Annotated in this window: 24 protein-coding genes and 2 riboswitches; of the genes, 18 read left to right on the forward strand and 6 right to left on the reverse strand. The window is 39.3% G+C overall.

Annotation, left to right across the window (positions count from 1 at the left end):
• The first annotated feature begins 6 nt into the window (after nt 1-6).
• A complete protein-coding gene (locus ACZ47N_RS10495; RefSeq protein WP_464886508.1) occupies nt 7-621 on the forward strand; it encodes a flavodoxin family protein in 615 nt (204 codons plus the stop codon).
• Here the strand turns inward: ACZ47N_RS10495 and ACZ47N_RS10500 are convergent.
• A complete protein-coding gene (locus ACZ47N_RS10500) occupies nt 618-1,499 on the reverse strand; it encodes a VanW family protein (RefSeq protein WP_464886509.1) in 882 nt (293 codons plus the stop codon). The genes ACZ47N_RS10495 and ACZ47N_RS10500 overlap by 4 nt on opposite strands.
• A 147-nt stretch (nt 1,500-1,646) precedes the next feature.
• On the opposite strand from ACZ47N_RS10500, the gene ACZ47N_RS10505 reads away from it, so the two are divergent.
• The gene (locus tag ACZ47N_RS10505) at nt 1,647-2,570 is read left to right on the forward strand and encodes a leucine-rich repeat domain-containing protein (protein ID WP_464886510.1); all 924 of its coding nucleotides are present in this window, start codon (nt 1,647-1,649) and stop codon (nt 2,568-2,570) included.
• Nucleotides 2,571-2,786: 216 nt separating this feature from the next.
• On the opposite strand, the gene ACZ47N_RS10510 is transcribed toward ACZ47N_RS10505, so the two are convergent.
• A complete protein-coding gene (locus tag ACZ47N_RS10510; protein ID WP_464886511.1) occupies nt 2,787-2,903 on the reverse strand; it encodes an RsiV family protein in 117 nt (38 codons plus the stop codon).
• 132 nt (nt 2,904-3,035) lie between these two features.
• Between ACZ47N_RS10510 and ACZ47N_RS10515 the strand changes: the two genes are divergently transcribed.
• The 12 genes from ACZ47N_RS10515 to ACZ47N_RS10570 all read left to right on the forward strand — a co-directional run bounded on the left by ACZ47N_RS10515 (nt 3,036) and on the right by ACZ47N_RS10570 (nt 12,236).
• On the forward strand, nt 3,036-3,731 hold the full coding sequence (locus ACZ47N_RS10515) for a HesA/MoeB/ThiF family protein (RefSeq protein ID WP_464886512.1): 696 nt from the start codon (nt 3,036-3,038) through the stop codon (nt 3,729-3,731).
• 190 nt (nt 3,732-3,921) lie between these two features.
• Nucleotides 3,922-4,470 carry a bifunctional pyr operon transcriptional regulator/uracil phosphoribosyltransferase PyrR gene (pyrR, locus tag ACZ47N_RS10520; RefSeq protein ID WP_464886513.1) on the forward strand — a complete coding sequence of 183 codons (549 nt, stop codon included), beginning with the start codon at nt 3,922-3,924 and terminating at the stop codon, nt 4,468-4,470.
• 10 nt (nt 4,471-4,480) lie between these two features.
• Nucleotides 4,481-5,212 carry an orotidine-5'-phosphate decarboxylase gene (gene pyrF / locus ACZ47N_RS10525; protein WP_464886514.1) on the forward strand — a complete coding sequence of 244 codons (732 nt, stop codon included), beginning with the start codon at nt 4,481-4,483 and terminating at the stop codon, nt 5,210-5,212.
• Entirely contained in the window at nt 5,209-5,775 is a 567-nt protein-coding gene (gene pyrE, locus ACZ47N_RS10530; protein WP_464886515.1) for an orotate phosphoribosyltransferase, read from the forward strand. The genes pyrF and pyrE overlap by 4 nt, the downstream gene beginning before the upstream one ends.
• Before the next feature lie 248 nt (nt 5,776-6,023).
• The gene (locus ACZ47N_RS10535) at nt 6,024-6,866 is read left to right on the forward strand and encodes a YihY/virulence factor BrkB family protein (protein ID WP_464886516.1); all 843 of its coding nucleotides are present in this window, start codon (nt 6,024-6,026) and stop codon (nt 6,864-6,866) included.
• 74 nt (nt 6,867-6,940) lie between these two features.
• Nucleotides 6,941-7,486: an N-acetyltransferase family protein gene (locus tag ACZ47N_RS10540; protein WP_464886517.1), complete on the forward strand. Its 546-nt coding sequence runs from the start codon at nt 6,941-6,943 to the stop codon at nt 7,484-7,486.
• A gap of 63 nt (nt 7,487-7,549) precedes the next feature.
• Nucleotides 7,550-8,644, forward strand: coding sequence for a DUF362 domain-containing protein (locus ACZ47N_RS10545; RefSeq protein WP_464886518.1), 1,095 nt, complete (start codon nt 7,550-7,552; stop codon nt 8,642-8,644).
• A gap of 106 nt (nt 8,645-8,750) precedes the next feature.
• Nucleotides 8,751-9,152, forward strand: coding sequence for an arsenate reductase ArsC (locus ACZ47N_RS10550; RefSeq protein WP_464886519.1), 402 nt, complete (start codon nt 8,751-8,753; stop codon nt 9,150-9,152).
• A 121-nt stretch (nt 9,153-9,273) separates the two neighbouring features.
• The gene (gene arsB / locus ACZ47N_RS10555) at nt 9,274-10,338 is read left to right on the forward strand and encodes an ACR3 family arsenite efflux transporter (RefSeq protein WP_464886520.1); all 1,065 of its coding nucleotides are present in this window, start codon (nt 9,274-9,276) and stop codon (nt 10,336-10,338) included.
• A gap of 111 nt (nt 10,339-10,449) precedes the next feature.
• The gene (locus tag ACZ47N_RS10560; protein ID WP_464886521.1) at nt 10,450-10,683 is read left to right on the forward strand and encodes a thioredoxin family protein; all 234 of its coding nucleotides are present in this window, start codon (nt 10,450-10,452) and stop codon (nt 10,681-10,683) included.
• Nucleotides 10,684-10,707: 24 nt separating this feature from the next.
• On the forward strand, nt 10,708-11,877 hold the full coding sequence (locus tag ACZ47N_RS10565; protein ID WP_464886522.1) for a permease: 1,170 nt from the start codon (nt 10,708-10,710) through the stop codon (nt 11,875-11,877).
• A 35-nt stretch (nt 11,878-11,912) separates the two neighbouring features.
• Nucleotides 11,913-12,236, forward strand: coding sequence for a carboxymuconolactone decarboxylase family protein (locus tag ACZ47N_RS10570; RefSeq protein WP_464886523.1), 324 nt, complete (start codon nt 11,913-11,915; stop codon nt 12,234-12,236).
• Between the two features lie 27 nt (nt 12,237-12,263).
• Here ACZ47N_RS10570 and ACZ47N_RS10575 read toward each other — a convergent pair whose 3' ends face one another.
• Together ACZ47N_RS10575 and ACZ47N_RS10580 are read right to left on the reverse strand one after the other, a co-directional pair.
• Nucleotides 12,264-12,650, reverse strand: coding sequence for an ArsR/SmtB family transcription factor (locus ACZ47N_RS10575; RefSeq protein WP_464886524.1), 387 nt, complete (start codon nt 12,648-12,650; stop codon nt 12,264-12,266).
• A 125-nt stretch (nt 12,651-12,775) separates the two neighbouring features.
• Nucleotides 12,776-13,150: a class II SORL domain-containing protein gene (locus tag ACZ47N_RS10580; protein ID WP_464886525.1), complete on the reverse strand. Its 375-nt coding sequence runs from the start codon at nt 13,148-13,150 to the stop codon at nt 12,776-12,778.
• Nucleotides 13,151-13,459: 309 nt separating this feature from the next.
• Between ACZ47N_RS10580 and ACZ47N_RS10585 the strand changes: the two genes are divergently transcribed.
• From ACZ47N_RS10585 to ACZ47N_RS10600, 4 genes are all read left to right on the forward strand, one after another.
• On the forward strand, nt 13,460-13,810 hold the full coding sequence (locus ACZ47N_RS10585; RefSeq protein ID WP_464886526.1) for an encapsulin-associated ferritin-like protein: 351 nt from the start codon (nt 13,460-13,462) through the stop codon (nt 13,808-13,810).
• A 32-nt stretch (nt 13,811-13,842) separates the two neighbouring features.
• Nucleotides 13,843-14,637 (forward strand): family 1 encapsulin nanocompartment shell protein, encoded by a 795-nt coding sequence (locus ACZ47N_RS10590; RefSeq protein ID WP_464886527.1) that lies wholly within the window; start codon nt 13,843-13,845, stop codon nt 14,635-14,637.
• 327 nt (nt 14,638-14,964) lie between these two features.
• Complete coding sequence (locus ACZ47N_RS10595) at nt 14,965-15,225, forward strand: late competence development ComFB family protein (RefSeq protein ID WP_464886528.1); 261 nt, start codon at nt 14,965-14,967, stop codon at nt 15,223-15,225.
• A gap of 60 nt (nt 15,226-15,285) precedes the next feature.
• The gene (locus ACZ47N_RS10600; RefSeq protein WP_464886529.1) at nt 15,286-16,035 is read left to right on the forward strand and encodes a hypothetical protein; all 750 of its coding nucleotides are present in this window, start codon (nt 15,286-15,288) and stop codon (nt 16,033-16,035) included.
• Here ACZ47N_RS10600 and ACZ47N_RS10605 read toward each other — a convergent pair.
• On the reverse strand, nt 16,032-17,843 hold the full coding sequence (locus ACZ47N_RS10605; protein ID WP_464886530.1) for an ABC transporter ATP-binding protein: 1,812 nt from the start codon (nt 17,841-17,843) through the stop codon (nt 16,032-16,034). The two genes, ACZ47N_RS10600 and ACZ47N_RS10605, sit on opposite strands and share 4 nt — an antisense overlap.
• 28 nt (nt 17,844-17,871) lie before the next feature.
• A complete protein-coding gene (locus tag ACZ47N_RS10610; protein ID WP_464886531.1) occupies nt 17,872-19,575 on the reverse strand; it encodes an ABC transporter ATP-binding protein in 1,704 nt (567 codons plus the stop codon).
• A 143-nt stretch (nt 19,576-19,718) separates the two neighbouring features.
• A riboswitch (glycine riboswitch) is annotated at nt 19,719-19,818 on the forward strand.
• A gap of 3 nt (nt 19,819-19,821) precedes the next feature.
• Nucleotides 19,822-19,912: riboswitch (glycine riboswitch) on the forward strand.
• Nucleotides 19,913-19,927: the final 15 nt, after the last annotated feature.

The following is a 19,927-nucleotide window of genomic DNA, read 5'->3' on the forward strand; positions in this document are numbered from 1 at the left end:
GAGACAGTGATCAGAGCAATCTTAAATGGAATGAAAGAAGAAGAGGCAATCAAGGATGAAGTTGTTTCCTTGTCCGGGAAAGTGATCAGACCATGTGAGGCATGTAATGGCTGTGTTTCAACAAATAGTTGTATTTCAAAAGATGATTTCCAACCGGTCATGGATAAACTGATGGAAGCGGATGCCATTATTTTTGGAGCCCCTACATACTGGAACCGAATGAACGGAAAAGGACAAGCATTTTGGGAACGGGTCTGTTTTTCAGGGAGGCACAATAGCGTGTTTCCTTTGAAAAACATAAAAGGAATGGTTGTCGCTGTGGATGGGATCGGGGATGGCAGGTATATGATGCGTGATACAAAATTGTATTTTGAAGATGCAAGAATTGAATACTCCGATGATATCGCCGTCCAGGGAGAATATGCCTGCTTTACATGCAATTATGGTAATGATTGTGAAGTAGGTGGCTTTATCGAGCTTTTTCCATCAAATCCAACCATCACCAAAGAGATCACACCAGGCCCCGAAAACCAGCATCCAGAGAAGAAGGATCACAACTTCAAGAGGAATATTTTGCCGGAAGCCATGGAAAAAGGGAGGCAGTTTCGAAAGAAGCTTTAGCGGTGAATTGAATCATCCAGACTGCCCAGCATCGGTTCATACATCATAATGGCGTGATTTTCGGTAATATATTCATCATCAATGAGTTCTCCAGACAGATTGAACATCTTTCTGAAGATGCGGTTGTGCCTGACATAACCACCCCAAAACTCATGCGTTATCCAGTGGTCTTTTTCGTAGATTTCATAGGTTTGCATCGGTGGTTTTTCCGATCGCCATTCTCCCACCAGATGCGTATCTGTCAGATAAACCACCAGCTGGTAGGGATCATGTGTCTCGTTTTTTATTTGCAAATCAAGATAATTATAGGCGCAGGTCGCACCACTTCCAAAGGGTTGATCTCTGTCGGCGTCAGGAAACACATCATAACTGTGCCGATACCTTTCCGTTACAGTCAAAGGGGAATGCAAGGTCATCCAGTAAATCAGGTTCGATAATTGACAAAGACCTCCACCAATTCCTGTTGATACGTTTCCATAAAATAGAATCATTGCATCAACATACCCTTTATTTCTCGTGGTGTTTCCAATCAAGCGCCAGTAAGAAAACGTCTCCTGTGGGTTGATCTTTGAACGATTCAGTGCATTTGCTGCAATCTCCAGATTTTTAATCTTATTGTACTGAAGCCACATATCCACTCCCCTGAGTTTCCTCAACAGCGGTGTTTTATGCTGATAAACAATATGAGGCAAATAAGTGTATTCTTTTTTTAATGCATATTTTTTCTCGTCGAAGTACCATTCTACATAACGCACGAAGCGGTAATACAGCTTTCCACAGAATACTCTTAGCCTGCTTCTTTGAATCGGTTTAAGCGAAGGCATTTTTGAATCGATCTCCTTTCTGCCGCAAGCTTCATCTCCTCTCAATTCTGACATGGAGTGGTGCTTATTTCAACCAAATCAACTAATTTCCAAAAGAACTTCCATTATGAACTTGAAAAAAGCCAGTGACTTTGTTATCCTGTGGGCAGTTTGATGGATTTGATGAAACAAAACCATCGAGATGTGAGAGGTGATAACGTGTTGAGGAAAAAATGGTTGATCTTTCTATTGTGCCTTGGTTTATTTATGGCTGTCGCTTTTATGTCATGTTGTGCATATGACGAACAGGAAGTTGTGGAACAGGAGGCAGAGGAGCAGGAAACTGAAGATCAGGAAGTTGAGTTCCAGGGTGAACCGGAAGAAATGGTTCAGTTTCCGGATGAAGCCCTTGAATCTGCCATCAGTAATAAGGTAGACAAATCCCCTGAAAAAATCACAGACTCCGATATGAAAAATATCAAATCTTTACGTTTGTATATGAAGGAGATTACAGATTTAACAGGACTGGAATATGCCACCAATCTAGAAGACCTTCGTATAAACGACAATCAAATCGAAGATATCAGTCCTTTGGCTGAGCTCACAAAACTAACACGTTTGCAGCTGTGCCGCAATAAAATTACCGACATATCTCCCCTGGAGGCGCTTATCAACCTTGAAGAACTGTATATTACAAACGGAAAAATTGCATCACCTGCGGAGCATGCAGAAAATGAAATAAGTGACATCGGTGCATTAGCTGAATTACAAAAATTAAAGATACTGTACCTGGATAGCAATCAGATTAAGGATCTTTCTCCCTTGGAGGAAATGACCGTACTGGAAAGGTTAAAACTGGGAGATAACGAAATAGAAGAGATTGATGCGTTGGCGAATCTTAATAATCTGGAGCTTCTTGGATTGGCAAGAAATAATATTTCTGATGCCAGTGCATTAAGGGAATTGGATGATTTGAGAGAGATTGACTTAGGCTACAACTCGATTAATGAATGGGCTCCAATAACTGAATTAAAAAAGCTTGAGACACTCCGCGTCATCGACAATCCGGGAGACTTAGAGGAGCTTAGAGAAAAACTGGAATCAGAAGATGTGAGGATCACAGATGGGGATTTTTTGAGAGGCTGAGGTGATGGATATCTTGAAGAGAAAACTATCTATGCTAATACTATTCGGATGGATAGCGCTTGTGGTTTCATTTTTATCCGATGACAACCACCGCTAAGACTCCCTCTTCTGCAAGAGGGAGTCTTAGCGGTGCTATGTCCCTGGGTGAAAAAACTAAGTATCTGCCACCATATGATACCATTGCTCCTCAATCAGGCTTAACGTTCCCGACCTGGTCTAGCGAATATAGGTATCGCTAATCAAAATTGGTAAAAGGTTACTGGTGGGTATTTCGAACTCCACAACACCCATATACCCGGGAGCCACGTCGTATTTGTCGAAGGATATAACCAATTTGCTTTCTTCATTGATGTAAAAGCTTTGTTCTTTAAAGAAATCAGTTTTAGGATTATGGAACAGGGTATGTAGATTAAATGAAAAACATAGAATATTTTATTTACTAGAAAGAGAGTGGAGTCTATGACTTTGGATGAACGATATGTTCGTAATATGAATATGCTGACAGTAGAAGAGAACCATACCATTCAACAATCATGTGTGGCTGTTATTGGTTGTGGGGGCTTAGGTGGCTGTATTATTGAGATGTTGGCTAGAGTTGGAGTTGGAAAAATCATAGCCGTTGATGGCGATGTTTTTGATCGAAGCAATTTAAACAGACAAATACTATCACATCAAGGCAATATTGGAGAGAAAAAAGCAGAAGAGGCAAAAAAGCGAATGAACGTAGTGAATCCAGATGTGGAAATCCTAGGGATTTCAGAGCATATTGATGAAAAAAATGGTAGAAGGATCTTGAAAGATGTACAGGTGCTTGTGGATGCAACCGATGGGATTAAGACCCGACTAATGTTGCAACAATTGGCGGAAGACATGGAGATTGCCATGGTGCATGGGGCGATTGCTGGCTGGTATGGCCAGGTTACAACTATTTTGCCTGGCGATGCGACATTGAATAGCATTTATCCAGAAAGTACTAAGGATAAGGGAATAGAAAAAGACTTGGGAAATCCTTCCTTTACACCTGCATTAGTAGGTTCTATTCAAGTAAGCGAGGTCATTAAATTACTGATTAATCGAGGAGAAATCCTCAGACAAAGAATGCTCTATATTGATTTGTACGAACATGATTATACGTTACTGGAGCTGTCTCAACAACCCTAATGATAGCTTTTAATCTAAGGTTTTGACCACTTGACATAGATGGATGAATAACGTATGATTAAAAAAAGTTTCTTTTAATGTGGTACCGTGAGATCGCAAAAGAAAAATATAAAAGTATGCAAATGCTTATCTCGCGGTAAGCATTTTTTGTGGAAAAACACAATAAATAGTATGAAAGAGGTGAGGCAAAATGAAAGGTCAGCCTAAAAATGAATTAATGGATGAAGAAAAGATCAAAAGAACCATCACCAGAATGACACATGAAATTATTGAAAAGAATAAAGGAACAGAAGACTTGGTGTTGGTAGGTATTAAATCTCGTGGAGTTCCTTTAGCCAGAAGACTCCGAGATAAAATATTTGAATTTGAGCAGGTGGAGATTCCCTTGGGAGAACTAGACATTACATTTTATCGCGATGATCTGGAGAAGAAGCATGAGAGACCACTTTTAAAGGCGCCAGACTTTGATTTTTCCATTGAAGGCAAAACCATTATATTAGTGGACGATGTTCTTTATACTGGCAGAACGGTAAGAGCTGCTATCGATGCATTGATGGATAGCGGAAGAGCTCAAAAAATTCAGTTAGCTGTGCTAGTAGATCGTGGACACAGAGAGCTTCCTATCAGAGCTGATTACGTAGGTAAAAATGTTCCAACTTCTCGGAATGAAATAGTGGTGGTACATCTTTCTGAGACAGATGAGCTGGATAAAGTAAACATAGAGGAAAATCATGTTTAAGGAGGTAGCAATGAAACCATTACGTGCATCTGACCACTTAATAGTAGCTTTAGATGTTAGTACAGCAGCAGAAGCGAAAATCCTGACGGAAACCATTGGAGATAATGTGACTTGGTACAAAGTGGGAATGGAGTTGTTTTATGCAGAGGGGCAGAAAGTGATTGAAATGCTAAAAGAGAAAGAAAAGAAAGTATTTCTAGACTTGAAATTTCACGATATTCCTAATACGGTGGCAGGTGCAGTGCGCAGTGTATCAAGGTTAGGGGTTGACATGTGCAATCTCCATGCCTGTGGTGGGAGAGAAATGATGCAACGAGCCATGGATGTAAATATGGAAGCTGCAGCCCAACGGGGAACTTCTCCAACAAAATTAATTGGTGTAACGGTGTTAACCAGTACAGATCAACATATGTTTCAAACTGAAATAGGCTTTACTGGTGAAATCAGTGAAAAAGTATTGAGTTGGGCGGATTTGGTGCAATCGGCTGGTCTTGATGGCGTTGTGGCTTCTGCTCAAGAAGCAGAAATGATTAAGAATAAGTGTGGGAGTGACTTTTTAATTGTAACTCCAGGGATTAGGCCAAAATCTAGTGAAAAAAACGATCAAAAGAGAGTGATGGATCCGGAGCAGGCTATCACTAAAGGAGCTACCCATTTAGTGGTGGGAAGACCAATTACCAAAGCAGAAAATCCTGCTCAATCTGCAGAAATAATATTGAAAGAAATGGAGGAAGTCCTATGACGATGGAAGAAATACTAAAAGTGTTTCAAGAGTCAGAAGCCCTACTAGAAGGCCACTTTTTGCTAACGTCAGGTAAACATAGCAACCGATATATACAATGTGCCCAAGTGTTGAAGAATCCTAGGTCGACAGAAGCTCTGGTAGCTGAGTTGGCCAAAAAACTGAAGGGTGAATATGATTTGGTTGTTGGCCCAGCCATGGGCGGTGTTATTGTAGCCTATGAAATGGGACGGCAATTAGGAGTGCCAGCTCTTTTTACCGAACGAGAAAATGGAAAAATGACGTTACGGAGAGGCTTTGAAATTCCAAAAGACAGTCGTATTCTTGTGGTGGAAGATGTGATCACGACAGGCGGTTCTGTACAAGAGGTGATAGATTTAGTGAAAGAGGCAGGAGGAATTGTGGAATCCGTGGCGGTATTAGTAGATCGAAGTGGAGGAAATCATGTACTCCAAACATCGCCAGTTTCTCTTGTGAATCTTCAAGTGGACACGTATCCCTCAGAAGTTTGTCCGCTATGCAAAGAGAGCAAGCCGGTTAAGCCTGGCAGTCGTCAGATTTAATAGAACAAAGATTTCTGAAACTTTATTTTGAGAGATAGTCCGCTTGGTATAATTATTATAAAAGAGCCATCCAGCAACTTTTTGCTGGATGGCTCTTTTATAAATGGGAATATCTTGGATTTAAGGAGAAGCACTAGCTGTTTTCATCAAAAAAAGAATCGAGTAGAATACCCTAAAAAGGGTATTAAATTACTTAAGAAAAAACCATTAATCCTTGAAGGAAAGGTGGGTACAATAGGAGGATACATATGGTTGGGATTCAAGAAATACTTCGATCCAGACGAATGAAGCAAGCCAAAATGCTTCTAAAAAGAATCCAAGAAAATGAAGTAACCGCATTGGCAGCTCAGTCAACCTACTATTTGATTCTATCGTTTTTTCCGTTTTTGATTTTTATGGTAACGGTCATCAGTTATACGCCTATCCTGGATGAAGAAGTTATTTTACAGCTGAGACCATTTATGCCAGAAGAGGCTTTTGAACTTGTTCTTACTAATGTAGAGGGAATGCTTAGTGCCAGAAGAGGAACCTTAATGTCTACTGGTATGATTACAACGCTTTTTATTGCCTCTAATGGAGTTGCAGCAATGATGAAAGGTGTGAATAAAGCCTATAGATCCTCTGAAAATAGGCCCTTTTGGATGGTTCGAGGATTAGCGATCTTATTTACCATAGCCCTTTCGCTGGTGATCGTTCTTTCCTTATTAACCCTTGTTTTTGGAGAAATTATTGGCACCTATGTGTTTGAGTGGATAGGGATCTCAGAGTTTTTTAAGGATGTTTGGCAAGTTTCTAGAATTGCCATTACCTTAGCCGTGATGGGATTAGTGTTTTCGACCTTCTACAAATTTAGTCCAAATGTGAAGGTTCAGTATAAAGAAACGGTTCCTGGAACCATCTTCACCATTGTTTGTTGGATTCTTTTTTCCTTTGGTTTTGCCTATTATGTGAATCACTTTGGCCATTATACAGTGACTTATGGTAGTATAGGTGCTATTATTATTTTGTTGATGTGGCTTTACTTAAGTAGTATTGTTGCATTGGTAGGTGCAGAAATAAATGGGTGGTATCATGAAATGAAAATAGAATAATATGTTTTATAGTATTTGCATCAGTTGGTCGGATCGTGTATAATACGCATATACAATCAGAAGGAGTGGTTTTTTTGTATTTAGAAGAAGCGTCGAAACTACCCAAAAAAGTGATTGAAAATCTTGATGGAGACTTGGGAAACTTAAAAGTGTATCTGGTACAGGACTATAATGTTAATCTACTAAAACGCATGGTTAATTTTGGTCTGGATATTTTTGGGGATTTAGGAATGGATGAGTGGGGCTTGGTTCCACAAATTAGACATGGGAATGTCTTTGTACTTCGAGAGGAAAGCAAAAAGAAAATTATTGGAATTGCAATATTGATGAGAGATTGGGAAGATTTACAAAAATGCTATCTTTTCGATTATGCTATTTCAGATGAATTGCAAGGTCAAGGCCTAGGATATCATTTTTTAGTAGCGATTATTAGAAACTTAGAGACCCAAGGGTTTACTAAAATGGGCTTAACCGTCGACATTGATAATGCGCCTGCTATTCGATTGTATAAAGATAAAATAGGTTTTGAGACCGTAGGGGAAAATGAGGATGAGTATGGCGAGGGGCATCATCGCTATATTATGAATCTACACTTTGATAAATTAAATGCACCTAAGTAGACAGATAGAAAAAGCCTCCTTTGGGAGGTTTTTTCTATCTCATGATCCAAGGAGTTGAACATTATGAAGCGGAACCAATTATATATTCACCATGGAACAGAGGCTAAAAAAATGGCTTCATATTTGCTTGAAGCATCTGAAATCCAATCAGAGATTAAACCAGCGTATCATGTTGGTATAAAACCCAATTTAGTGGAGGCTAAACCTGCATCTTTAGGAGCTACTACCCACCCAGAGCTTGTAGAAGGGGTTATTGAATTTCTTCAAGGTATAGGGGTGAAAAAAATTACTATTATGGAGGGTTCTTGGGTAGGCGATGATACCAGAGAGGCTTTTAGAGTATGTGGATATCAAGACTTAGCACAGCGAAAAGGAGTAAATCTTCTGGATTTAAAAACAGATGTAGCCGTTCAAAGAAAAACCAGCTTATTTGACTTGAAGGTGTGTAAAAGCCCTTTAGAAGTAGATTATTTTATTAATATGCCAGTAATGAAGGGACATTGTCAGACGAGAATCACTTGTGCACTAAAGAATATGAAAGGATGCATACCAGATGCTGAAAAAAGAAGATATCATAGATTGGGACTTCATGAACCCATTGCAGCTGTGAATAGTATTCTTCGACCAGATTTAATTCTTGTGGATGCACTAAATGGTGATTTGACCTTTGAAGGTGGTGGATCGCCAGTCCCTATGGATCGGATTTTAATAGGGAAAGATCCAGTGTTGGTGGATACTTGGGCCGCTCAAACTATGGGGTGGAAAAAAGAAGAGATCAAATATATTGAACTGGCAGAAAAACTTGGCATTGGAAGGAGTTCATTGGAAGATGCAGAAATAGTGGAATTTGGTAAAGCTAGCCGCATAATAGAACCGGCAGAGTTGAGAGGATCTGCAATGGTACTTGATGATTTTATTGATTCCGGTGATGCGTGTTCTGCCTGCTACGCTACCTTGTTATATGCCCTAAAACGATTAGAAGAGGAAGGGAAACTGACATTATTAGTAGAAAATCTTAAAATTGGGCAAGTCTATAAGGGGATGAGGTTTTCGGGACTAGGAATTGGAGATTGCACGTCCTCCTTTAAAGAGTATATACCAGGTTGTCCGCCAGAAGCTGCTGTGATTTTAGAGTATCTGAGAAAACAAGGGCGGTAAGCACCTATGCAGTACAAAATCTTTACAGAAATACGGTTGATTTTTATTAGATAGGGTGATAGGGTTTATTTATTAAAAATAATCCAAAAGGAAAGGAGTGTAAAGCATGAAGAAAAAAGTGGCCTTTGTTTGCGTTCATAATTCTTGTCGATCCCAAATGGCAGAAGCTTGGGCAAAGCATCTAGGAGGAGATATTATGGAAGCGTACTCGGCAGGGACCCAGGAATATCCAGAGGTGAAGCCAGGAGCACTTCAGGTAATGGAAGAGGAAGGGATTGATATGAAAAACCATTACCCAAAGCTATTGACGGATATCCATGAACAAGTGGATATACTGATAACCATGGGATGTGGAGTAACATGCCCTTATTGGCCTAATCAGCATCAGGAAGATTGGGGGCTGGAAGATCCTTCAGGAGGCCCTATCGAGGGGTTTCGTAAGACTAGAAACATAATTAAAGAAAAAGTAGAGGAACTTATCCACCGAATTCAAAAAGAGGAAATATAGGGAAGGACTATTGTCATAGAAATGATCAAGAGCAGAACTTCTATTGACAATAGCTTATTTTCAGCTTAACATATAGATATAATACAATGTGATTATAAAAACACAAGTGGAGGTGCGTACCGTGAATAATGAAAAAACAGTAGAGGTAAAAGAAGGGATTGGATTTTTTGAGAGATACCTAACAATTTGGGTAACCATATGTATTATAATTGGGGTGAGCATTGGTCAGTTTTTTCCCATAGTTCCGGAAATTTTGAGTCAGTTTGAATATGCACAAGTATCTATTCCAGTAGCCATATTGATTTGGTTGATGATTTATCCAATGATGCTAAAAATTGACTTTAAGAGTATTGTGGCAGCAACAAAAAAACCAAAAGGCCTTATTCTTACATGTGTGATCAATTGGCTGATAAAGCCGTTTTCCATGTATCTGATTTCCGCTTTCTTCTTTAAAATAGTCTTTAGTGCCATCATTCCACCAGAACTTGCCAATCAATACTTAGCAGGTGCAGTCCTTTTAGGTGCAGCGCCATGCACGGCTATGGTTTTTGTTTGGAGTCATTTAACAAAAGGAGATCCAGCGTATACGTTGGTACAAGTTGCGGTGAATAATCTAATTCTTTTAATAGCCTTCACACCAATTGTTGCATTTCTTTTAGGAATTAGTAATGTGACGGTGCCTTATGATACCTTGTTTTTATCCGTGGTCTTGTTTATTGTCATTCCTTTGGTTGCCGGGTACCTATCAAGAGAGCGTATTATTAAAAATAGAGGATTACAGTACTTTGAAAGTGTTTTTCTTAAAAAATTTGACAATGTTACCATTGTTGGACTGTTGCTAACACTGATTATTATTTTCACATTCCAAGGAGAAGTAATTCTTGGAAACCCACTGCATGTTCTCTTAATCGCGATTCCACTAACGATACAAACTTTCTTTATTTTTTCACTCGCCTATGGATGGTCAAAAGCGTGGAAATTACCTCACAATATAGCCTCTCCTGCATCGATGATTGGGGCTAGCAACTTTTTTGAACTTGCTGTTGCTGTTGCAATTACTTTGTTTGGATTGAACTCAGGGGCTACACTTGCAACGGTTGTAGGTGTCTTAGTGGAGGTGCCAGTGATGCTTGCATTAGTGAGAATTGCCAATAGTACCAAACATTGGTTTCCGAAGCCAAAATAGTCAACAGTCGAAAGGGCAGAAAGAGTTCTGTGAGTTGGCTTGACAAATCATAAGTTAGTTGTTATGGTTTAAGCATAAGGAAATTATTATGAATCTAAAAGGAGGATTACCATGGAAATTAAAATTTTAGGAACTGGATGCAAAAAATGTGAAACCTTAGAATCCAATGCAAAAGAGGCTGTTAAGGAGTTGGGAATGGAGGCGAGTTTTGAGAAGGTAACAGACTTTAAGGCAATCGCCTCTTATGGAGTTTTAAAAACTCCAGGACTGGTTATTAATGGAAAAGCTGTTTCCTCAGGGAAGGTGCTATCCTCGGAGGAAATACAAAAACATTTATCAAAATAGTGTTAATACTTGGAGGTCCTTAGAATGAGCGAGCGCAATAAATTTTTAGCGATTTTAGGTGCTTTTCTGGTGGTATATTTTATGCCAGCAGAAAATCCAGTCTTGCAAGGAGCTATATTGGAAGCTTTTGCACTCTTAAACTACTATGCTAGGGAACATGTAATCCTTTGTTTGATCCCTGCGTTTTTTATTGCTGGAGCCATGAGTGTATTTGTTTCACAGGATTCAGTAATTAAGTATTTTGGAGCAAAGGCTAAGAAGTGGGTTTCTTATTCTGTAGCCTCGGTATCTGGTGTTATTCTGGCTGTTTGTTCTTGTACAGTCCTTCCGCTATTTGCAGGGATCTATATGAAGGGGGCAGGTTTAGGACCCGCTATTGCATTTTTGTATTCTGGACCAGCTATAAATGTACTAGCCATTACCATTACGGCTCGTGTCCTTGGAATTCACCTTGGGATTGCTAGGATGATTGGTGCCATCGTTTTTAGTGTTGTAATAGGTGCTCTGATGCACTTCATTTTTAGAAAAGAAGAAGACAGAAACAATAATGAAGAAGATATGTTTCAAGAGGAAGAAATGGAAGAAGATCGGCCTTTATGGAAAACAGCATTATTTTTCTTTTCTATGATCGGTTTTCTTGTGTTTGCTAATTGGGTAGAGCCTTCAGAACCTGGTGGCATATGGGGATTGATGCATGGGATTAAATGGACCATGTCAGGAATTTTTCTGATGGCTGTCTTATACATGTCTATTCGTTGGTTTAATAATGAGCAACGAAAAGAATGGTTTGACGAAACCTGGGGATTTGCAAAGAAAATAATGCCACTTTTGTTTATAGGGGTTCTGGTAGCAGGATTATTGCTAGGAAGGCCTGGAGAATCTGGATTAATTCCAGAAGAGTGGGTTGCTGGATTAGTAGGAGGAAACTCCTTGGGGGCCAACTTATTTGCGTCTGTGGCAGGTGCTTTTATGTATTTTGCAACATTGACAGAAGTTCCTATCTTAGAAGGGCTTATAGGTGCAGGGATGGGAAGTGGGCCAGCCTTAGCGCTATTACTGGCAGGTCCAGCATTATCTCTTCCTAATATGTTGGTGATAAGAAGTATTATTGGAACGAAAAAGACATTGGTATTTGTTGGATTGGTGATGATTATGGCCACTGTTAGTGGGCTAGTGTACGGGAATTTCTTTTAAAAGTCTTTAGAAGAGGGATTAAAGGAGGCAATGAAATGAGAATGTTAGCAGAGTTTTTTCCTGAGTTTACACAAAAATTGGATGAGATAGATGAGCTGTATAAAGAAAAAAGGATGATTGATGAAAAAACATATCAGTTTATTTGCTTTGCATTGTCAATTAAGGCGAGATCGAAGCCTTGTGTCTTGAAGCATTTTAAAGAAGGGCTTGAAGCAGGTGCTACGGTAGAAGAACTGTCCTATATATTTGCTCTGGTAATGCGCGAAGCAGCTGGAGCTGATGATTGCTGGACTCATGATGTACTAGGGGATTGGCAAGAGATTGTGGCAGGCAATATTAAATGCGATTGTGCAAAATAGAAAAAGCTCCCAAATTGGGAGCTTTTTCTATTGGTCGGAATGGTTTAGGATCCTTGCACAATCTGGATTTTTACATATAGCGATGGAGGGATCTTTGGAAATTTCTTGAATACGCTTAATTTCTTCCTGAAATTCTGGAAGTTCTTCTAGAGGCTGTCTTAAAAATTGTTGAAAACCACTGCAAACTTCATCAAACACAGGTTGATTCAAAGAATAGATGGTTCGCTGTCCTTCTTTATGGGCTTTTAATAAGTCAGCTTGTTTTAAAATTTTTAAGTGCTGGGATATTCTGGGTTGGCTAATTTGAAGAATTGATTCCAACTCACATACATACATCGGTTTGATGGATAAGAGCTTAACAATCCGAATTCGCGTTCTTTCTCCTAGGGCTTTAAAAAGCGATTCAAAAAACACAATGCCACCTCCATGAAGACTATAAATTTTAAACCCTTAGTTTAGTATACCATATTCAGGATGAGGTGACGAGAAGACAAAGAAAAGCCCTGTTTTTAATAAAACAGGGCTTTTCTTTGTCTTTATTATTCTACAACAACTTCTTTGCTGTTCTCCCAGACACCATGGATATTACAGTAACTTATAGCATATAGGGTTCCGGATTTAGCGAGCTTAACCTGTGTTGTTCCCACATAGTCGGTGATATTATCTAATTCACCGTGGGCATCAAAGGTGAAATTGGCTAGCTCAACAGGGAATTTATCTCCCTCTCCATGGAAAAAGAGTTTGAACCATTTGATGTGGTGCTCTAAAGTATTGGGATGTCCAATGGCATCTCCAAGGGTTATTTTAACCTCAACAGCTTCGCCGCTTTCTACTCTTTCTGATGCATGAATAATTGGAACGTGTTTTTCGCCTTTCCAGTCTCCAGACTGTAAAAATTCTCCAAAACTTTTCATAAATCATCCTCCTTTAAATGTAAAGAACTAACAGTATAGTCATCATTAGTATGTATAGCCAAAATATCCGGATTTAAACAAGGGAAAATAGCCTCTTCGGCAAAGGAATGAAGAAAAACATGATATACATCCCAGCGTTGGTATAGGGTGGAGATGGCTTGTCGTAGAAAGGGTATAATGATATAAAAACAGTGGTCAATAATGATTATATGGTTTAAAAATCAAAACGATAGGGTATATTGCCTATGTGCGGATTTGTTCCATAAAAGACAGTAGAGGAAGATACATTACAATGAGGAGGCGAATTGAATGTCAAATTATCACGAACCAATGGAGTTATTAGATGAAAAAGCCAGGAATATTTCCAGGGCCCTGAATAGTCTGAAAGAAGAAGTGGAAGCAGTAGACTGGTATAATCAACGGGTAGCGGCCACTCAAGACCCTACACTTAAAGAAATTCTTGCCCATAATAGAGATGAAGAAATTGAGCATGCTTGCATGACCTTGGAATGGTTGCGCAGAAACATGGATGCATGGGATGAAGAATTGAAAACGTATCTGTTTACAGATACCAATATTTTAGAAGCAGAAGAATCCGTAGAAGGCAAGGATGCAGGAATTGGTGGTAAAGGCGGATTAAAGATCGGTGATCTGAAATAGATGCGGATTTATAAACGAAAAGGAGGACAACAATGGATATTTTAAAACGAGAATTAGCACCTTTAACACAAGAAGCATGGGATGAAATTGATGAAACCGCAGTAGATGTGCTAAAAACACATCTTTCAGCCAGAAAAGTAGTGAAGGTAGAAGGTCCTAAAGGTTGGGATTACACGGTTATTCCAGAAGGAAGATTGTCTTTGTTAGACAAAGAAGAAAATCAAGTTCATACAGGAAAATATGAAGTAAAGCCCCTAGTGGAAACTCGTATTTCCTTTAAGCTAGAACGTTGGGAAATGGATAATTTAACCCGTGGAGCCAGAGATATTAAATTAGATGCATTGGAAGAAGCTATGGAGAAAATAGCAATTTTCGAAGAAAATGCTGTTTATAATGGGTATGCAAAAGGCGGTATTAAGGGACTGGTAGAAAGTGCTGGTCAAGATGCCATTTCATTTGGAGCTGATGGGGAAGCAATATTGGAAGCTCTTTCTCTAGCGGTGCTAAAAATGAAAGAAGCCTATCAAGATGGCCCCTTTACATTGGTAGTTGGAAAAGAAGGATGGAAACGTGTGAATAAAGGAACACAAGGATATCCATTAATCAAGCGAATCGAAAAATTGATTGGAGGATCTGTAGTTTACAGCAGTGTCTTAGAAGGTGCTTTGTTGGTGCCTCAAGATCATGAAGATCTGGAAATGCTTGTTGGTGGAGACTTTTCGATTGGGTATGAAAGTCATGATGCTCATACCGTCACTTTATTTGCAGCAGAATCCTTTACATTCCGCGTAGTAGATCCAGATATTATTATCCCCTTTACCTTGTAATGTGAAAGAAAATCAATAAATTAATTATGTTATTTTAAACAACCGGTTAATGAGGCAATGCTTCATTGCCGGTTGTTTAATTTTATTATTTTTAATGGTATAGCCACTAAGGAAGAGGTATAATAAGAATAATCATAATCATTAGACTTAAATCGATGGGGAGGATTCTTGTGACGGCTTTTTCTGTATTGTTAGCAATTGTCTTAACTCTTGTAATGGGTTTAGGGGTATATGTGTTTTATCGGTATATATAGGTGGAGTCAAAGGGAAAAGTCGTAAGGCTGCAAGAGGCATTGATAGATGAAAACAAAGAGGAGTGTGAGTAATATGTTGCAAAACTACACGGAAACTTTAGTTCGAGAAGTGCTGGCCGAATATAAAAATAAAGATAAGATTTGTGATTGCGAGTTCTGTGAAGAAGATATTGTGGCGACAGTGTTGAATCAACTTACTCCGAAATATTTTCTATCAGGTGCCTCTGAAGGAGAAAAGATTTCGTATATACTGGATAAAAAACTTAGATTTGATGCACTTATACAGATTACAGAAGCTTCTAAGAAGGTATATGAAAATAATCATACAGAATAATAGATGGTGTCTTATGGAAAAATTTTGTTGCGAATTGATTATGGATGGAGGGTGATAGACTTGCAGATAATTGAAACCGGGCTTCTGTATCACCATACGGCAGAAGAGATAACGGAAAAACCTTATCAAATGGTGAGATTGGATCCCGGCAGAGCACAGGAAATATTTGACTTGCAGAAGGTGGTATATGAGGCTCAGGATGATCCGCAAAAATTTGTGCCAGATCCTATCGAATCTTTTCAAGAGGTTATGTTGGTGGAAGGAAAAGGGTTTTCTCTTGGAGTCTTTGTTGAAAACCAGCTTATTGCAGTTAGAACTGTAAGTTTTCCAGGGGATACTCAAGGCAATATGGGCAGAGAAATTGGTTTAACAGAAAAGAGGGATCTGGAGAAGGTAGCAATCTTAGAAGCCACCATGGTCAGACCAGATTACCGAGGGAATGCCCTTCAAAAGAAAATGCTTGTTCACACCATGAAAATGATTGAAAACTATGGCTACGGTTATGTGTTGTGCACCGTATCTCCTTTTAACTATCCGAGTTTAAGCAGCGTCATGTTTGCTGGTTTGTATATAAAAGATCTTAGGCTTCGGACTGGCGTATATGGTGGAAAACTACGATTCCTATTAGCAAAAGGGATTTGTCGGCAAGAGTCCTTATCCTTTGGCGATGTCCTAGTGCTAAAAAACACAGAAATAAAAAAACAAAAACTGTTGTTGGAGATAGGGGGTGTAGGATTTAAGTTAGAGGAAATACAGGAAGAGCCAGATCAATTCATGGTCTCCTATGGTTTCCCTGAAACAAGAACCTAAGAAACTTTGTTTTGTCCAGCAGTTACTAAAGTTTTGTAGTAATCATGGTGGTTCAGTAATTCAGCGTGAGTCCCACAAGCTTCTATTTGTCCATTTCTAAGAATGCAAATTCGGTCCAAGTTTTGGATTGTACGGATTCGGTGAGAAATGATGATAGCAGTTTTGCTGCCGATGATGTCATCTATTGATTGAAGTAGCAGATCTTCAAGAAAAATATCCATGCTAGAAGTAGCTTCATCTAAAATAAGAACTTCAGGTTCTTTTAATAAAGCTCTAGCAAAAGAAATTAACTGACGCTGGCCACCAGATAGACCAACGCCACCTTCTCCTAAAATAGTTTCATATTGATTTGGAAGCCTCATGATCATATCATGAGCCTTCGCTTTTTTTGAGGCTTGCTGGACTTGGCATAAACTTGCTTTGGGGTTACCTTGTCTAATGTTGTTGGCAATAGTATCGGAAAAAAGAAAAGTGGTCTGGGGAACCACCGCAATTTTTTTTCGAAGGAATGAAAGTGGAATAGTCGAAATCCTTTGATCATCCAATAGTATTTCTCCTTGTAGCGGATTATCCAAAGCCGTAAGAAGTCTTATGAGAGAGGATTTACCAGTGCCGCTTTCACCAACAATACCAATTCGCTCTCCTTTTTTGATGTCTAAATGGAGCCCCTTTAGTACAGGTTCAGTATCATAGGAAAAATATAAGTGCTTAAACGTTATTTGGAACTGAAATAAATTAGAATTCAATTGTACTGATTCGGGGTTAAGCTTGAGAAGTCGAGCTTCTTCGCTTTCAATAGACATTACATCCACAATTCGATGCAAAGAAGCGAATGCAGAAAGATAAATGTTGTATAAATCACTAAGATTTCTCATGGGCATGTAGAATTTGCGAATATAGGCTAGAAAAGCAACGAAAATCCCTAGTGTAATTCCGCTGGTTTGAACTTGAATGCCGCCGTACCATAAAAGAATGGCATTACCAAAGCCTGTGGTTAGAGACATAATGGGGAAAAACAAAGCTAGTAGGACCATAGCCTTTACATTAGCGTGAACGCTTTTTTGGCTTATTTGATCAAAATATTCCTCACTCTTTTCTTGTATGCCAAGGGACTGGATGACTCGAATTCCAGAAAAGTTTTCTTCTACCTGAGCGTTTAAATCGGCGGTTTTTTCTCGTACTTCAGTGAAGGCTTCTCTTATGCGACGTCCTAGTAAAGCCATGGTAATTAGAATTAAAGGTAGGGTAGCCAGTAAAAGCATGGTTAACTGTGGCTGCATTCGATACATCATTAAGGTGATTCCCAAAAGGATTAAGAGGTCACTCATTAAGCCAATGATACCTTCTGTAATCGCTTTTGATATGGAGGATACATCGTTCATTAATAAAGAGGAGAGAGTCCCTTTTTTATGGTATTCGTGAAAGCGTAAGGGCAGAGAAACAATTTTTTTGTGAAGTTCATTACGAATGGTAAAGACAGCTCTTTGACCAGCGGCTTGGCTCCAAATACGTTGTTGATAAGCAAAGTACCAAGAGGCTCCATACAAGGTGAAAAACACGCTCATTAAAAAGATCATTCCTTCTGGGTTACCGGGTAAGATATAATCATCCACCACCCGTTGTGTTAAATAAGGAGGGATGAGCACCGTAAAGCTATGAAGAAATGTAAATAATGCGGCAAGTAGCAGTTCTTTTCGGTACTTGCTGACAGCACTAAAAAAGAAATGGATATTTTCTTTGCGTAAATAGCGGATATGAAATTTATGTTCATTCCTATGCGTAGACTTGTTAAAAAAACTACCTCGCATGTATTTCCTTCCTTTCTGATTAAAGATCCTACAAGATGCTAAGTTCCACAAATTTCCTGTAATCTTCGCTAGAGTGCATCAGTTCTGTGTGAGTACCCTGGGCTTTTATAAGGCCTTCCTTCAAGAACACTACCCGATTTGTTTTTTGAAGTGTTGAAAGGCGATGTGCAATAATGATGGTTGTTTTTCCTTTCATGATACGTGAAATTTCATTCATGATGGTATTGTCTGTGAGAGTATCTACGCTGGAAGTAGGCTCATCTAAAACGAGTATTTCTGGTTTTTTGAGTAAGACACGGGCTAAGGCTAATCGCTGAGCCTGGCCACCAGAAAGACGGACACCTCTTTCGCCGACAGGCGTTTGATAGCCTGAAGGAAGGGATTGGATAAACGAGTCTAACCCAGCGGCTTTAGTAGCTTCTTGTAAGGCAGAGAAAGAAGCTTTAGGTGATCCAATAGAGATGTTTTCCTCAAGGCTGCCATCGAATAAAAAAGGATGCTGCATGACAAATCCAATTTTTTCTCGTAAGCTTGCCAAGGTATAGCAGGTGACTGGATCATCGTCAACCAGCACTTGGCCGGTATTGGGCTGGTAAAATCGAAGCAATAGCTGAAGGAGCGTTGTTTTACCAGCACCTGAAGGTCCTATTATTGCAGTGGTTTCACCTAAGTGGATTTGGAGATTAATACGATGTAAAACAGTTTCTTGATCATAAGAAAAAGATATATCTTTCATGACAATGGATTTTTTTAGCTTTTGGAAAGGGACAGCACCTGGCTCATCTTTGAGAGAAGTACTTTGATTCAAAATATCCATAATTCTGCTGGCTGCTGCATCACCTTGACTAAAAAGGTTGAGAAGAAACCCCGTTTGACGAATGGGTCGTCTTAACATATTTACATAAGCAAGAAATGCCACTAAGGTCCCAGGGGTCATATGATTGTAAGCAACTAACCATCCGCCTGCCAGCAGCACTAGTCCTGTAAAAAAACCAAGCAGAGTCTCTGCATAAGGCATCCAAAAGCCAGTTATGCGGTTGGCTTCAAGGGTTTCATTTAAAAGACAAGTATTTTCTCCAGAGAATTGAAGTTGTTGCCACTCTTCATTTCCAAAGAGTTTGGTTACTTCGATGCCAGCCAGGTTTTCTTGCACACGTGAAGTGAGAGTTCCTGTCTGTTTTCGAATTTCTTTGTAAGCTGGTCTAACTTTCCTGGCATATGTCCACATGGCGTGAATCATAGGCGGAATTAAAACCAAAAAAAGCAGACCCATGTAGGGGTTCCAATAGAATAAAGTGAGCAGAATCCAAAGGAGGACGAGACTATTGGTGATTACTTTCATCAATCCAAACCCAATGAAACGATTTAATGTATCCGTATCCGAGACGATGCGAGCCATTAGGTCACCAACACGGGCTTTGTCATAAAAAGAAAAGGATAATTGATTTAAGTGATGAAAAAGCTGGTTGCGTAGGTTGTGAATTACTTTCTGGCTAAGTAGTTCACTGAATACCTGTTGAGTAAAACTTACCAATCCTTCTAACAAGGAGAGTAGTACCATGGCTAAAGCTAACCAGATAAGCCATGTGGAGCTTCCTGATGGAAGGACGTGATCAATAGCATACTGCATAATCCAAGGAGGCAAGGTTGTTAAAAATGCAATCAATAGGAGCAAAAATCCGATGGCAAAAAAATGCCAGCCATAGGGCTTTAGAAAGGGCCATAACTTCATTGGTAACCCCCCTTTATAGTGTAGATTTCGTTTATTCATTATACCCCTTGCAGGATAAAATAACAAAGGCAAAACAATTTGTGTAACAATCATTGAATTTTCTTGAAAGAAAGGATACAATAGAATTAACTTAATATGCTAGGAGGAACATGGCGAGAGAGTCCGATACGGTGCCGAAGAAGCAATATGTAGAGTTGGGAACTTTGCATAGAATCTTTCAGGAAAAAGGATCGCCATGGGACAAAACTCTGGAAAGATCCAGTATGGACGCCGAAGGTGCAGTGCAGTCGCAATGTATTCTGGTGTGACTGTAAAAACTCTCAGGCTTACTACAGAGGGCATGCAACTATCA

The organism is Tindallia texcoconensis (assembly GCF_055383815.1).

Coding starts and splice junctions, on each gene's coding strand:
- ACZ47N_RS10500 (WP_464886509.1), bottom strand. CDS start 1,499: ATGTCAGAATTGAGAGGAGATGAAGCTTGCGGCAGAAAGGAGATCGAT.
- pyrR (WP_464886513.1), top strand. CDS start 3,922: ATGAAAGGTCAGCCTAAAAATGAATTAATGGATGAAGAAAAGATCAAA.
- pyrF (WP_464886514.1), top strand. CDS start 4,481: ATGAAACCATTACGTGCATCTGACCACTTAATAGTAGCTTTAGATGTT.
- pyrE (WP_464886515.1), top strand. CDS start 5,209: ATGACGATGGAAGAAATACTAAAAGTGTTTCAAGAGTCAGAAGCCCTA.
- ACZ47N_RS10535 (WP_464886516.1), top strand. CDS start 6,024: ATGGTTGGGATTCAAGAAATACTTCGATCCAGACGAATGAAGCAAGCC.
- ACZ47N_RS10545 (WP_464886518.1), top strand. CDS start 7,550: ATGAAGCGGAACCAATTATATATTCACCATGGAACAGAGGCTAAAAAA.
- ACZ47N_RS10550 (WP_464886519.1), top strand. CDS start 8,751: ATGAAGAAAAAAGTGGCCTTTGTTTGCGTTCATAATTCTTGTCGATCC.
- ACZ47N_RS10560 (WP_464886521.1), top strand. CDS start 10,450: ATGGAAATTAAAATTTTAGGAACTGGATGCAAAAAATGTGAAACCTTA.
- ACZ47N_RS10565 (WP_464886522.1), top strand. CDS start 10,708: ATGAGCGAGCGCAATAAATTTTTAGCGATTTTAGGTGCTTTTCTGGTG.
- ACZ47N_RS10570 (WP_464886523.1), top strand. CDS start 11,913: ATGAGAATGTTAGCAGAGTTTTTTCCTGAGTTTACACAAAAATTGGAT.
- ACZ47N_RS10580 (WP_464886525.1), bottom strand. CDS start 13,150: ATGAAAAGTTTTGGAGAATTTTTACAGTCTGGAGACTGGAAAGGCGAA.
- ACZ47N_RS10585 (WP_464886526.1), top strand. CDS start 13,460: ATGTCAAATTATCACGAACCAATGGAGTTATTAGATGAAAAAGCCAGG.
- ACZ47N_RS10590 (WP_464886527.1), top strand. CDS start 13,843: ATGGATATTTTAAAACGAGAATTAGCACCTTTAACACAAGAAGCATGG.
- ACZ47N_RS10595 (WP_464886528.1), top strand. CDS start 14,965: ATGTTGCAAAACTACACGGAAACTTTAGTTCGAGAAGTGCTGGCCGAA.
- ACZ47N_RS10605 (WP_464886530.1), bottom strand. CDS start 17,843: ATGCGAGGTAGTTTTTTTAACAAGTCTACGCATAGGAATGAACATAAA.
- ACZ47N_RS10610 (WP_464886531.1), bottom strand. CDS start 19,575: ATGAAGTTATGGCCCTTTCTAAAGCCCTATGGCTGGCATTTTTTTGCC.